The organism is Arthrobacter sp. LAPM80 (genome assembly GCF_046736435.1).
Taxonomy (GTDB): domain Bacteria; phylum Actinomycetota; class Actinomycetes; order Actinomycetales; family Micrococcaceae; genus Specibacter.
The window spans coordinates 120541-133205 of the sequence record NZ_JBCHVD010000003.1; the positions used below are offsets into that span (position 1 = coordinate 120541).

Below are 12665 nucleotides of genomic sequence, written 5' to 3' on the forward strand. Positions count from 1 at the left end.
TTAGACCTTTTTGCCGGTTTGGGCTTTCGTGCCCGGCGGCTCGTCCCCTACGTGCGCAGTTCCGGGCATGTCCGGCGCTGCGGCAGCCAGTTCAGCCACGGATTCCCCGGCCAGGGTGGCATGGGGTTCCATGAGCGACCATGGGTACAGGACAAAGGCCCGGCCCGACGCGCGCGGGTGGGGCAGCGTCAGTACGGGATCCTCGCTTGAAATCTCACCGTAAACGATGATGTCGATGTCAAGGGTTCTGGCGCCCCAGCGGACCTCGCGGGTCCTGTGGTGGGCCAGTTCAATCGCCTGGCAGTGGGCCAAAAGTTCGTACGGGGACAAAGTGGTGTCAACGGCAATCACCATGTTCAGGAAATCTGGCTGCCCCTCTGGGCCGCCGACTGCCTTCGTTCTCACGACGGGCGACACGTTTTGCAGTCTGACTTCGGGCAGGTCAACTAGGTCCGCGACTGCGCTTTGCAGCGTGCCTTCGCGCTCACCGAGGTTGCTGCCAAGCGCCAGGATGGCCCGGGTCAGCGGGCGGGCCGCGGTCACGCCTGTCCGCGGGAGCGGAAAACCGTGATGCTCACGTCGCCAAAGGGAACCTGAATGGGCGCCTTGGGCTTGTGGACTGTCACCTCTACGGCGTTGACGACGGGGAAGTCAGCGAGGATTTTCTCGGCCATGCGAACGCTGAGCGTTTCAATCAGGTCAAAGGCCTCGCCGGTCACCATGGACACGATGGTTTCGGCCACCGCACCGTAGTCGGCTGTCTTGCCCAGATCGTCGGTGGCTGCGGCTGCGGAGACGTCCATGTACAGCACGGCGTCCGTGATAAACGGCTGGCCGTCGCGTTTTTCATGCTCAAATACGCCGTGGTAGCCGATGGCCGTAACGCTTGAGAGCCTGATCATGTCAGCCTGCCCCGCTGCAACATCGCACGTTTGAGTTGCCGGGGCCTTCACTGGCCACCATCCTGGCGGCCAGCCAGGAGCCTGGCCTCGCGGTTGCGCCTGCCAACCAGCAACCGGGCCGCAACCTTCGCAGCGTCAAGGCTGGCGCCGACGTCGTGTACGCGTACTCCCCAAACGCCCTGCGCGCCGGCAAGTGCCGTGGTTGCCGATGTCGCGTCGTCTCGTTCCTTGGGGGCTGCGGCCTTGCCGGCGGTTGTCAGCAGCGAGCCGAGGAAGCGCTTGCGCGAGGTGCCGACCAAAATCTTGTTGCCCATCTCGGCCACGCAGTGCAGGTTGGCAAGGAGTTCCCAGTTCTGCTCGGCGTTCTTTGAGAAGCCGATGCCCGGGTCAACGATCATGTTTTCGGGCTTCACACCCGCCGAGTAAAACCGCTCGCGCACCTCTGAGAGTTCGCGGACCACGTCCTGGACAACGTCGGTGTACTGGGTCAGCGAGTCCATGGAGCGGGAGTCGCCGCGGCTGTGCATCAGCACGTACGGGACCTGGCGGGCCGCGATCAGCGCAATCATGTCATCGTGGACGCGCGAGCCTGAGACGTCATTGATCAGCGCGGCACCGGCGTCAAGCGCCAGGGCTGCCGTTGATGCGTGGCGGGTGTCAACGCTGATCAGGGCCCCTGCCTTGGCCAGGGTGGAAATGACGGGCAGGATGCGCTGCTGCTCCTCCAGCTCGTCAACGTCAGCGGCGCCGGGACGGGTTGATTCACCCCCGACGTCAATGATGTCGGCGCCGCCGTAATACATGCGCAGGCCGTGGGCGATCGCCGTCTCGATTGAGTCGTAGTCGCCGCCGTCGCTGAAGGAATCGGGGGTGCAGTTCAAGATTCCCATGACCACCGTGCGGTCGCTGGGTAGGGAGGCAAAGGTTGCCATTGAGCGCCGTGCTCTGAGCACGGGCAGCGGGGAGGTGGCCGGGCCCGTACCGGGTGCGGCTGCGAGGGAGTCCATGGACTTTGTTACCTTCCGAGAATCAGGCTCATGGCTTCGGCCCGGGTTGCGGGCTCGTGAAGCAGGCCACGGACAGCACTGGTGACCGTCTTGGCGCCTGGTTTTCGCACGCCACGCATGGACATGCACATGTGTTCACACTCGACGACCACAATGGCACCACGAGGTTTGAGGTGTTCAATCAGAGCATCTGCTATTTGGGTGGTGAGACGTTCCTGGACTTGCGGGCGCTTGGCGAAGATGTCCACCAGCCTCGCAAGCTTGCTCAACCCTGTCACACGGCCGTCCGAGGACGGGATGTAGCCCACGTGCGCGCTGCCGTGAAACGGCACCAGATGGTGTTCGCACGTTGAATAGAAGGGGATGTCCTTAACGAGGACCATTTCCTCGTGAGCAATGTCAAAGGTGGTATTTAGGACATCGGCGGGGTCCTGATGCAGGCCGGCAAAGACCTCACGGTAAGCCTTGGCCACGCGCTTGGGGGTTTCACGGAGTCCGCTGCGCTCGGGGTCCTCACCAATGGCAAGGAGGATCTCGCGGACGGCGGCCTCGATGCGCGGCAGGTCAACCTTGAATTCGTCCCCCGCAAGGGCGGCACCGTTGGTGCCGCCCTGTGCGAAGCCGTCGTCGTCGTAATCAGTCACGGTATGGTCCTATCGCCGGTTAGGGCTGTTCCGGCAACTGAGGGGCGTCGCCCTTGCCCAGATCAATTCCCGGCCGGCTCCCTGGCGCGTCCCATTGCCCGTCCAGATGCGCCTGGGCAATCTGGTCCTGCGGAGAGACAGTTTCGGGGCTTGGCTCCCCGGCGGCCGCAGCCTCCAGGCGTTCCTTCTCCGTTGTGACCGGAGGCAGGTCCGATACGGGGCGACTGTCCTTGGACAGCCACACCTTGCGCTCGGCAGGCTTGCGGAGGCCGGTGAAGATCTGGGCAATTTCGGCCTGGTTCAGCGTCTCGCGCTCGAGCAGTTCAAGTGCCAGGCGGTCAAGGACGTCACGGTTCATGATGAGCGCCTCATAGGCGTCGTCGTGGGCCTGGTCGATGAGCTTGCGGACTTCCTCGTCAACCATGGACGCAACGGCTTCCGAGTAGTCCCTGTCGTGGCCGGCTGAGCCGCCAAGGAAGGGCTCGCCCGCAGCCTGACCAAGCTTCACCGCGCCAATGCGTTCGCTCATGCCGTACTGGGTGACCATGGCACGGGCTGTGCCTGTGGCCTTCTCAATATCGTTTGATGCGCCGGTGGAAGGATCGTGGAACACGATTTCCTCGGCAACGCGGCCACCCATGGCGTAAGCCATCTGGTCGAGCAGTTCGTTGCGGGTGATCGAGTACTTATCGTCCTCGGGAACCACCATGGTGTAACCCAGGGCACGGCCACGGGGAAGGATGGTGACCTTGGTGACAGGCGCCGTGTTGTGCATGGCAGCGGCAACCAGGGCGTGACCACCCTCGTGGTACGCGGTGATCTTGCGTTCCTTTTCCTTCATGATGCGGGTGCGCTTTTGCGGACCTGCCATGACCCGGTCAATGGATTCATCGAGCGCACGGTCATCGATGAGCTGGGCGTTGGAGCGGGCCGTCAGCAGCGCGGCCTCGTTCAGCACGTTGGCAAGGTCGGCACCCGTGTAGCCGGGCGTCTTCTTGGCAACCGCATTCAGGTCCACGCCCGGAGCCATGGGCTTGCCCTTTGAGTGCACTCGCAGGATCTGTTCGCGGCCGAGGCGGTCGGGGGCCTCGACAGGGATCTGGCGGTCAAAACGGCCCGGACGCAACAGTGCTGGGTCCAGAACGTCGGGACGGTTGGTTGCGGCGATCAGGATGACGTTGGTCTTCACGTCAAAGCCGTCCATTTCCACGAGCAACTGGTTGAGGGTCTGCTCGCGTTCGTCATTGCCGCCGCCGATGCCGGCACCGCGGTGGCGTCCGACGGCGTCAATCTCGTCAACGAAGATGATGGCAGGTGAGTTGGCCTTGGCCTGTTCGAAGAGGTCGCGTACACGCGAAGCACCCACACCAACGAACATTTCAACAAAGTCAGAACCCGAGATTGAGTAGAACGGCACATTGGCTTCGCCGGCTACGGCACGGGCCAGCAGGGTTTTTCCGGTGCCGGGAGGGCCGTACAGCAGCACGCCCTTGGGGATTTTGGCGCCAACGGCAGTGAACTTGTCGGGGTTCTGCAAGAAGTCCTTGATTTCGTGGAGTTCCTCCACCGCCTCGTCGGCACCGGCGACGTCGTTGAACGTCACCTGCGGGTGGTCCTTGGTGAGCAGCTTGGCCTTTGACTTGCCAAACTGCATGACCTTGGAGCCGCCGCCCTGCATGCGGGAGAACAGGAACCAGAAGATCAGGCCGATCAGCACGAACGGGATCAACAGCGAGAAGATGCTTGACCAGAAGTTGTTCGACGCCGGCTGGTCATCAAAGGTTTTCAGGTTTGCGTTGTCAATGGCTTCAACCATTGTCGTGGCTCGGTAGCCGCCGTAGAAGAACTGCACAGTGGTGCCGGCATTCTGGCCGTCAATGGTTGTGTAGTTCGCCTTGAGGATCATGTCCACGCGGCCCTCGGAACCAAACACCTTGGCCGAGGCGACCTTGTCAGCCTTGAGCAGGGTCAGGCCTTCGGCGGTGTCGATCCGGGTCGTGCCTGTGCCGGTCAACGTGAAAAGGCCGGCTCCAATGAGCACAACCACGACAATGATCCAGATAAATGGACCTTTGAAGAGTTTCTTGACTTTCATGTGTTCGAGGCCTGGCCTCGTCCCTCCTGCTCAACCAATTCATACCTGTACAGGACGTTGCGACACGTTCCCAGTAATAGCTTTACACCGTTCGCATTGCTACACGCACGGGAAGGCCCTTTAGTTCCCTGAGGGCATAACGATTGACCCCTTTGGGCACATAATAGCCGCAGGAGCTGCTGTTTTGTTGCTGGCGGCAGCGGTAACGCGCTCTACTCGTAGATGTGCGGTGCCAGCGTGCCGATGAAGTCAAGGTTGCGGTACTTCTCGGCGAAGTCCAGGCCGTAACCGACAACGAATTCGTTCGGGATCTCGTAACCGACGTACTTGACGTCGATTTCGACCTTTGCGGCGTCGGGCTTGCGCAGCAGGGTGCAGATTTCAACCGAGGCAGGCCCGCGCGACATGAGGTTGGCGCGCAGCCAGGACAGGGTCAGGCCGGAGTCGATGATGTCCTCGACGATCAGCACGTGCTTGCCCATGAGGTCGGTTTCCAGGTCCTTGAGGATCCTGACAACACCCGATGACTGGGTGCCTGAGCCGTAGGAGGACACTGCCATCCAGTCCATCGTGACGTGACTGTGCAGGGCACGGGACAGGTCGGCCATGACCATGACAGCACCCTTGAGTACACCGACCAAAAGGACATCGCGGCCCTGGTAGTCAGCATCAATCTGTGCGGCCAGTTCGGCAACACGTGTTTGGATTTGTTCCTTGGTATAAAGAACATGCTTAAGGTCGGCTTGGACGTCTTGTGAATCCACCAATGACTCCTGTTTGTGAAGGTGTTGGTACTGGTTTTAGTACTGCGGGCGCTTACGTGCTGCGTCTAAGGACAAGCTTCCCATAGCCGGGGCCGTCCTGGGGAACGTCCTGGTTTCGGGAAATTCTCCAGGCACTGACTTTTCCGGCCAGCTGCACCGGTCCCGCAGACCCTTTTCGCTCCAGCAGCTTTTCCGCCGCAGCCAGCCGTTCAAGGCTTGGTTGCACTCCCCCAAGGTCGACGGCGGCCAGCGCCAACACCCTCATCCTCAGGGCCGGAGCCAGTCCCCTCAGGGCACCCTCGGGCAGGGTGATCTCAGGTCCGGCGTGCCCTGAGGCCGGTCTGCGCACGGCCAGGGTGGCATATTCTGCCGCGGCGAGCTCATCCAAGTAGTCGGCGTCATGGCCAAGGATGCTGGCGGAGCGGGCGAGCGACTCGGCAATGCCGGGGCCGAGCTCCGAACCCAAAAACGGGATGACACGGTTCCTGACCCTGACCCGTAAATAGGCAAGATCCTGGTTGGCCGGATCATGCCACGGCCGAAGTTCAAGGGCTTCGCATATGGTTAATGTCTCATGCCTGCGCAGCGCCAGGAAGGGGCGCAGGTACATGCCGCGGCGTTCCCGCATGCCCGCAAGCGAGCGCGTTCCGGAGCCCCTGGCAAGACCCAGCAGCACCGATTCGGCCTGGTCGTCCAGGGTGTGGCCGAGCAGCACGTTGTGGGCACCAAGCTCAAGTGCCGTCTCCTCAAGCGCGGCAAAGCGTGCCGCGCGGGCCGCTGCTTCCGGGCCGACGCCGTCGTGATTGAGGTCAACCCTGCGCACAACCACCGGGTCCAGGCCCAGCCCGCGCAACTGCTCCGCGGTGGCCTGTGCGACCTCTGCGCTACCGCTTTGCATCTGGTGGTCAACCACGACGGCGCCGACCCGCACCTCCCCGCGGGATGCGAAAAAAGCACACACGGCGGCAAGGGCGAGCGAATCGGGCCCGCCGCTGCAGCCGACGAGCAGCAGCGGGGGGTCCGCCACCACCCGGTTTTTCCCGGTGGTTTTCAAGCCCAAAAGCTGGCCAACCATGGCGCGCGCCTTGCCGACTGTCGGATCAAGGCGGCCGCGGGTGCGGCGGTCCTCCCGCGCTGTGTTTACAGGCTCCATTTACAGGCCCATCCGCTCAACCCAAAGCCGGGCGTTGTGGATTTCGGGTTCGGTGGGCAGGTTTTCGGACTGTGTCCACACAGTGTTGAAGCCTTCCATGCCGACCACGTCCACCACGTCCCTAACAAACTTGGCACCGTCGCTGTACTGGCGCATTTTCGCGTCAAGGCCCAGGAGGTTCCGAATGAATTTTTCAACGATCCCGCGGTCCTTGCTCCGGCTGTTGAAGCGCTGGCGGATGGTCCTGACGGTGGGGACGACGCTCTGGTCGACGCCGTCCATGACGACGTTCGCGTGGCCTTCAAGCAGGCTCATGACGGCCGTCAGGTGGGACAGCGCCGCCTTTTGTTCGGGGTTCTGGAGCAGGTCCAGGACGCTTCCACGGCTCGGGTCAGGGCCGCCGCTGTCCACCCCTGAAGAACGCCCGGGTTTGTGAACGGGCTTTCTACCCAGGGCCCTGGCCGACTGCAGGAGGCGTTCGCCAAAGTTCTCGGAGTCGCCCACCAGCAGGGCACCGAGCTTCTCAATCTCGCCGAGCATGTGGTGGCGCAGCCAGGGGGCGGCAGCGAACTGCACCCGGTGGGTCTGCTCATGGAGGCACACCCAGAGCCTGAAATCGGCGGGGTCCACCTTCAACTCACGTTCAACGGTGATGATGTTCGGGGCCACCAGCAGCAGACGTCCGCCCGAGGCCGCCTGTGTTGCGGGGCGTGTCGGGGCGAGGGCCGCAAAGGGGTCGTACTGGCCCAGGACCTTGCTAGACATAAAAGCCAGGACGCCGCCCAATTGGGCACCCGTGACAGTGGCACTCAATTCGGAGCCCGCATTGGACGAACCGCCGCCCTTCCCGGCGTCGTCCTGCTTGGCTGCGAGCGCGCGCAGCACGGGGTCCATCATGACGGCAAAACTTTGTGTGTTGGCCTTTGCCCAGGAAGCCCTGTCAACCACGAGGACGTCTGAGTCACGCAGGTCTTTTGCGGCCTCCAGCTGGCTGATTTCATGCACGTGGGGCACCGAGCGCTCTGCCATGAGTCTTAGGTTTTCCACGGCCGCGGAGATCTCGGAGCCACTCAGCTCGGGCCCGGCAGGCGCCAGATTGGCTGCTGTCCTGGCGGCAAGCTCCCAGTTGACCATGGCGTGTGGCGCGGGCGATGTTGCTGCGGATTTACTCTGCGGGCTCATGGATACCATCACATCACAGTTGGCTGGCCTTGCGCTGATATCTCTGGTTTAGTCCTGCGCCAGGACACTTGCGGCGGTGTCAACGACGGGGCGGGCGGCGGCCCCGTCGGTGAGGCCGTTGCCGATGATGGAGAAAACCAGCAGCCTGCCCTTGTCGTTGATGACATAACCGGACATGGACGTCACATTGTTCAGTGACCCCGTCTTGGCCCGCACAAGGCCGGCACCCGCAAGCTCGGGTGCCGCGAGGAAGCGATGCTGCAGGGAACCTGTCAGGCCGGCGATGGGAAGCCCGGGAAGCACCTGGGCGATGTCGGCTGCGGGCTCCGTCAGCATCAGGGACAAAAGCTGTACAAGCCGCTGCGGGCTGATCAGGTTGCCCACGGCCAACCCGCAGTTGTCGGTCGTGGTGATGTCTGCCATCGGCAGCCCGAGCTGGCCAACCACCTGGCGGATGGCGGCGACGGCTCCGGTGTTACTGGCTTCCATGCCCAGCTTTGCGGCGGTCATGCGGGCCAGGACCTCGGCCACGTAGTTGTCGGATTCCTCCAGCATGTACTGGGCCTGCTGTGCCACTGTGGCCGAGTCGAGAGATCCGAGTACGGTTCCCGGCTGGGCCGGGGTTCCTGATGTGGCATCGGCGGCGGCCGGCGCCTTACCCCGGGCAATGGTCCCGGTGGTGGCCACCCCGGCCGCCTCAAGCGCGTTCAAGAAGGCCTCGGCCACGGCAACGGCCGAATCCTGCGGGCGGGGTCCCTCAGGGACCTCCGGAGCAAGGCGTGCAGCGTTCAGTGCCATCGGGTAGATGGGGGCGATTTCACCGGCGTCGACGTCGCCGTCGTTCCATTTGGGGTTCAGTGGGGAGCCTGTGAAGAGGGTGTCGTCAATGGTGATGGTGACGGGGCCCTTGACCCCGGCCGCCGTGAGCGCCTTGGCTGTTTGTTCGGCTAAGGTTGCCATCCCGGCGTGGCCCATCACTGAATCGTGGGAACCTGGCCCTGCTGCCAGCATGGAGTCGCCGCCAGCCAGCAGCACAATCTCATGGGGTTTGGAGCCGGCGACAGCCCGTGTGCTGAAGCGTGTGTCGGGACCCAGCGTCTTGAGCGCGGCGGCAGCTGTCAGCAATTTGAGGTTGGAGGCGGGGGTTGCAGCGCTCGTCCCGGACTGGGAGAACAGCTCCTTGCCCGTCACTGCGTCGGCGACGTACATGCTGAAGGTGCCTGCGCCGTCGAACTCCAAGGCCTTTTTCAGGTTTGTGGAGAGCTTGGCGGTGTCGGGCAGGGGGGCGGAATCCGACAGCGGCTCCACGCCGGCCACCCCGCCAATTGAGGTGGGTGCTTCCTGCGGCGGGGGCAGGACCGCCACGGCGGCCGGGTCCTGCGGCAGGAAGGCCGGGAGGAGTTGAATTCCGGCCGGAACGCTCACGGCGGCCAAGGCGCATATGAGCAATCCGCTCGTCACAACTTTCGAAGTGCGTCCCATGGAGCAGGCAGTTCCTTCGCGGATGGTCCCGGCACGCATGTTCGGCGGGAAAAGGGCATGAATGTGGCCGGAAATTCCGGGCGGGTTTTTAGCGCAACGAAAGCGCCTCTATCCTTATACTAGACGGAATTTCTGTGCGAGGCCCTGTCCGGCCGCGCACACCCCCATCATGAGGAGCCTAACGATGAAGCACGACGTCACCATCGAGATCCCCCGCGGATCACGCGTCAAGTACGAAGTTGACCACGAGACCGGCCGCGTCCGCCTGGACCGCGTGCTGTTCACCTCAATGCAGTACCCCACGCACTACGGCTTCTTCGATGACACCCTCGGCGAAGACGGCGATCCCCTGGACGCCCTCGTCATGCTGCAGGACTACGACCTGCACCCGGGCGTTGTGGTGGATGCCCGCCCCATCGCCGTGTTCAACATGACCGATGAATCAGGTGGAGACGCCAAGGTCCTGTGCGTCGTCGACGACAAGCGCTTCGACCACATCCAGGAAATCTCCGACGTGGACGAATACCTGGTCAAGGAGATCGAGCACTTCTTCACCCGTTACAAGGACCTGGAGCCCGGCAAGTGGGTCAAGGCCGAGGGCTGGGCCGACCGCGCAGCTGCCGAGGCAGAGCTCGAAGCCTCCATCAAGCGCTTCGAAGACACCAAGCACTAATCCCCACTTGCCGGCCCGACAAATCGCTGACGCGATTTCCCGGATACCTGGCCAGCGTGGATCCAAGACTGACAACGGCGGCGCTTCCCTTCATTGGGGGGCGCCGCCGTCGTTTTTTGACTTGCCTGGGTTTTCTTAGTCCGTGGTGAGCAGGCTGCGCAGGATGGCGGCAGCTCCGTCCTCGTACACGGAGGCGGTGACCTCATTGGCTGCGGCCTTAACATCGTCCTCGGCCTGCCCCATGGCCACGCCGCGGGCTGCCCAGCGGAGCATCTCAACGTCGTTGCTGCCGTCGCCGACGGCCACTGTCAGCCCGGCGTCCAAGCCCAGGCTGGCGCGCAGCTTCTCCAGCGCGGAGGCCTTGGTGACCCCGGCGGCCGCAATGTCCAGCCAGGCACTCCAGCCCACGGCGTAGGTGACCCCGTGCAGCCCGGCAGCGTCGATGGCGGCCGCAAACTCGGCCGTGCTGGCCTCGGCGCTGTTGACCACAACGCGCACGGCCTGGGCTTCGAGCAGGTGGGCGAAGTCCACGCCCTGTGCCATGATGCCGAAGCTGGCGTCCTGGAAGCGTGAGGTGGAGAGGAAGTTTCCATTCGCGTCCTCGAGTGCGAAGCGGGCCCCGGGGATCTTCTCACGCAGAGTCGTCAGGGCCTCGCGGGGGCTGAACGTTTCACGGTTGATGATCTCGTAGCCGAGTTCAAGGGAAGGGTCCAGGCGAAGCGTGACGCCGCCGTTGGAGCAGACCGCGTAGCCGCGGGTGAGTCCCACGTGTTCGACGACGGGAAGGACTGCGCCGAGGGAGCGACCGGTGGCGATAATGACCTCGTGACCGGCGTCAACCACGGCACGGGCCGCGTCGCGGACGCTCGCGCTCATGTTGCCGTCGTGGTCAACAAGCGTGCCGTCCACGTCAAGGGCGACGAGGTGGCGGATGGATGTGGTTGCAGGGGCCGGGACTGCGGTTTTCTGGTCATCGATGCCAGACACGGCCATGGTTGCTGTCGTTGTCATATATCCAGTGAACCAGACCAATCCCACCTACTGCCATGAAGGACGCCACATTCTTCGTGAACAGCGGGTGAATGAATGCCGTGAATGGCCGGTTCAGCTCCTGCGTGTTCGGTGCGGTGTTCATCCTGATCCGGTTCCTGCAGGTGGTGCAGGGCTACAGTCCCCTCGAGGCATCAGTGATGACCATGTCATGGATACTTGCGCCCAGGGTGGTTGCACCGCTCGCGGGGATGCTCGCCGCACGCCTGGGGACGCGCACGCTCATCATGACAGGCGTGGCGCTGGGTGTTGCCGTGGCACTTCTCGCGGCGTTCTGGAGGCCAACCCCGAAGGCGTGGCCACATAATCGTAAACCCTTACAAAAGTGAACGCCGGGCAAATATCCACAGGAATATGCACACTGTGGATGTTTGCCCGGCGTTCATTCTCGGCGCGTGTTCGGCTACAGGACCGGGAACACTTCCATGCCGCCGAGGTACTTGCGCAGGGCCACGGGAACGTTGACCGAACCGTCGGCGTTCTGGTGGTGCTCAAGGATGGCAACGATCCAGCGGGTCGTTGCGAGTGTGCCGTTGAGCGTGGCAACGGCGCGGGTGCCACCCTTGCCGCCGTCGTTAGTGGTCAGACGCTCGCGGATGTTCAGGCGGCGGGCCTGGAACGTTGTGCAGTTGGAGGTGGATGTCAGCTCGCGGTACGCGTCCTGGGTGGGGACCCACGCCTCGCAGTCGAACTTGCGGGCGGCGGAGTTGCCGAGGTCGCCGGCGGCCGTGTCAATGACGCGGTACGGCAGTTCAACCTTTGCCAGCATTTCCTCTTCCCAGGCCAGCAGGCGCTGGTGCTCCTCGGCAGCCTTTTCAACCGTGGTGTAGACGAACATCTCCACCTTGTTGAACTGGTGCACGCGGATGATGCCGCGGGTGTCTTTGCCCGATGCGCCGGCCTCCCGGCGGTAGCAGGAGGACATGCCAGCGTAGCGGACGGGCGTCTCGACATTGATGATTTCCTCGGAGTGGTAGCCGGCAAGGGCCACCTCGGAGGTGCCCACCAGATAGAGGTCGTCCTCGGCGAGACGGTAGATCTCGGCGTCGTGCTTGACGTCGAAGCCGGTGCCTGCCATGGTCTCGGGACGCACCAGGGTGGGGGTGATCATGGGGACAAAACCGGCCTCGATCGCCTGGTCCATGGCCATCTGCATGAGCGCCATTTCAAGGCGGGCGCCAACGCCGCGCAGGAAGTAGAAGCGTGAGCCTGAAACCTTGGCGCCGCGTTCCATGTCGATGGCGCCGATGAGCTCACCGATTTCCAAGTGGTCGCGGGGCTCAAAATCGGGGAATTCGCGTGGCGTGCCGACGGTCTTGACCACGATGAAGTCGTCCTCGCCGCCTTCGGGCACACCGTCGGAGACGAGGTTGGGCAGTCCACGCACGAGCGCTTCTTGCCTCGCGTTGGCCTCGTCGGCCGCGACGGAGGCGGCTTTCACTGCGGCGGCAAGGTCCTTGACCTCGGCGAGCAGGGCCTGCTTCTCCTCGCCCTTGGCAGCGGCAACCCTTTTGCCAAAAGCCTTTTGTTCGGCGCGCAGGGCCTCAAAACTGCTGATCGAGGACTTCCTGGCGCTGTCGGCGGCGATGATGGAGTCCACCACAGACGGTTCGGCACCGCGCGCACGCTGGCTGGCACGGTAAATTTCGGGATTTTCGCAGAGGTCTCGTACATCGATCACCCCCTAAGCCTATCCAATCAAAGCAAGTTCAC

At 63.3% G+C, this 12665-nt stretch carries 13 protein-coding genes; 2 read left to right on the plus strand and 11 right to left on the minus strand.

Annotation, left to right across the window (positions count from 1 at the left end):
- The 9 genes from folK to AAGW05_RS04720 form a co-directional block, all read right to left on the minus strand.
- Positions 1 to 543 (minus strand): 2-amino-4-hydroxy-6-hydroxymethyldihydropteridine diphosphokinase, encoded by a 543-nt coding sequence (folK, locus tag AAGW05_RS04680; protein WP_411803313.1) that lies wholly within the window; start codon positions 541 to 543, stop codon positions 1 to 3.
- Positions 540 to 902: a dihydroneopterin aldolase gene (gene folB / locus AAGW05_RS04685; RefSeq protein ID WP_411803487.1), complete on the minus strand. Its 363-nt coding sequence runs from the start codon at positions 900 to 902 to the stop codon at positions 540 to 542. The genes folK and folB overlap by 4 nt, the downstream gene beginning before the upstream one ends.
- Before the next feature lie 47 nt (positions 903 to 949).
- Positions 950 to 1909, minus strand: a complete 960-nt coding sequence (gene folP / locus AAGW05_RS04690; RefSeq protein ID WP_411803314.1) for a dihydropteroate synthase — start codon at positions 1907 to 1909, stop codon at positions 950 to 952.
- 8 nt (positions 1910 to 1917) lie between these two features.
- Positions 1918 to 2553: a GTP cyclohydrolase I FolE gene (gene folE, locus AAGW05_RS04695; RefSeq protein ID WP_411803315.1), complete on the minus strand. Its 636-nt coding sequence runs from the start codon at positions 2551 to 2553 to the stop codon at positions 1918 to 1920.
- 19 nt (positions 2554 to 2572) lie between these two features.
- On the minus strand, positions 2573 to 4648 hold the full coding sequence (ftsH, locus tag AAGW05_RS04700; RefSeq protein ID WP_411803316.1) for an ATP-dependent zinc metalloprotease FtsH: 2076 nt from the start codon (positions 4646 to 4648) through the stop codon (positions 2573 to 2575).
- A 212-nt stretch (positions 4649 to 4860) separates the two neighbouring features.
- Complete coding sequence (hpt, locus tag AAGW05_RS04705; RefSeq protein ID WP_411803318.1) at positions 4861 to 5412, minus strand: hypoxanthine phosphoribosyltransferase; 552 nt, start codon at positions 5410 to 5412, stop codon at positions 4861 to 4863.
- Positions 5413 to 5464: 52 nt separating this feature from the next.
- Positions 5465 to 6565, minus strand: coding sequence for a tRNA lysidine(34) synthetase TilS (gene tilS, locus AAGW05_RS04710; RefSeq protein WP_411803319.1), 1101 nt, complete (start codon positions 6563 to 6565; stop codon positions 5465 to 5467).
- Positions 6566 to 7756 (minus strand): zinc-dependent metalloprotease, encoded by a 1191-nt coding sequence (locus AAGW05_RS04715; protein ID WP_411803320.1) that lies wholly within the window; start codon positions 7754 to 7756, stop codon positions 6566 to 6568.
- A 39-nt stretch (positions 7757 to 7795) separates the two neighbouring features.
- Positions 7796 to 9229, minus strand: coding sequence for a D-alanyl-D-alanine carboxypeptidase/D-alanyl-D-alanine-endopeptidase (locus AAGW05_RS04720; protein WP_411803322.1), 1434 nt, complete (start codon positions 9227 to 9229; stop codon positions 7796 to 7798).
- A gap of 184 nt (positions 9230 to 9413) precedes the next feature.
- On the opposite strand from AAGW05_RS04720, the gene AAGW05_RS04725 reads away from it, so the two are divergent.
- Positions 9414 to 9902 (plus strand): inorganic diphosphatase, encoded by a 489-nt coding sequence (locus AAGW05_RS04725; RefSeq protein WP_411803488.1) that lies wholly within the window; start codon positions 9414 to 9416, stop codon positions 9900 to 9902.
- Positions 9903 to 10037: 135 nt separating this feature from the next.
- Here AAGW05_RS04725 and AAGW05_RS04730 read toward each other — a convergent pair whose 3' ends face one another.
- Positions 10038 to 10913 (minus strand): HAD family hydrolase, encoded by an 876-nt coding sequence (locus AAGW05_RS04730; RefSeq protein WP_411803323.1) that lies wholly within the window; start codon positions 10911 to 10913, stop codon positions 10038 to 10040.
- A gap of 71 nt (positions 10914 to 10984) precedes the next feature.
- On the opposite strand from AAGW05_RS04730, the gene AAGW05_RS04735 reads away from it, so the two are divergent.
- Positions 10985 to 11281 carry a hypothetical protein gene (locus tag AAGW05_RS04735; RefSeq protein WP_411803324.1) on the plus strand — a complete coding sequence of 99 codons (297 nt, stop codon included), beginning with the start codon at positions 10985 to 10987 and terminating at the stop codon, positions 11279 to 11281.
- A gap of 74 nt (positions 11282 to 11355) precedes the next feature.
- Here AAGW05_RS04735 and serS read toward each other — a convergent pair whose 3' ends face one another.
- Entirely contained in the window at positions 11356 to 12633 is a 1278-nt protein-coding gene (serS, locus tag AAGW05_RS04740; protein ID WP_411803325.1) for a serine--tRNA ligase, read from the minus strand.
- Positions 12634 to 12665: the final 32 nt, after the last annotated feature.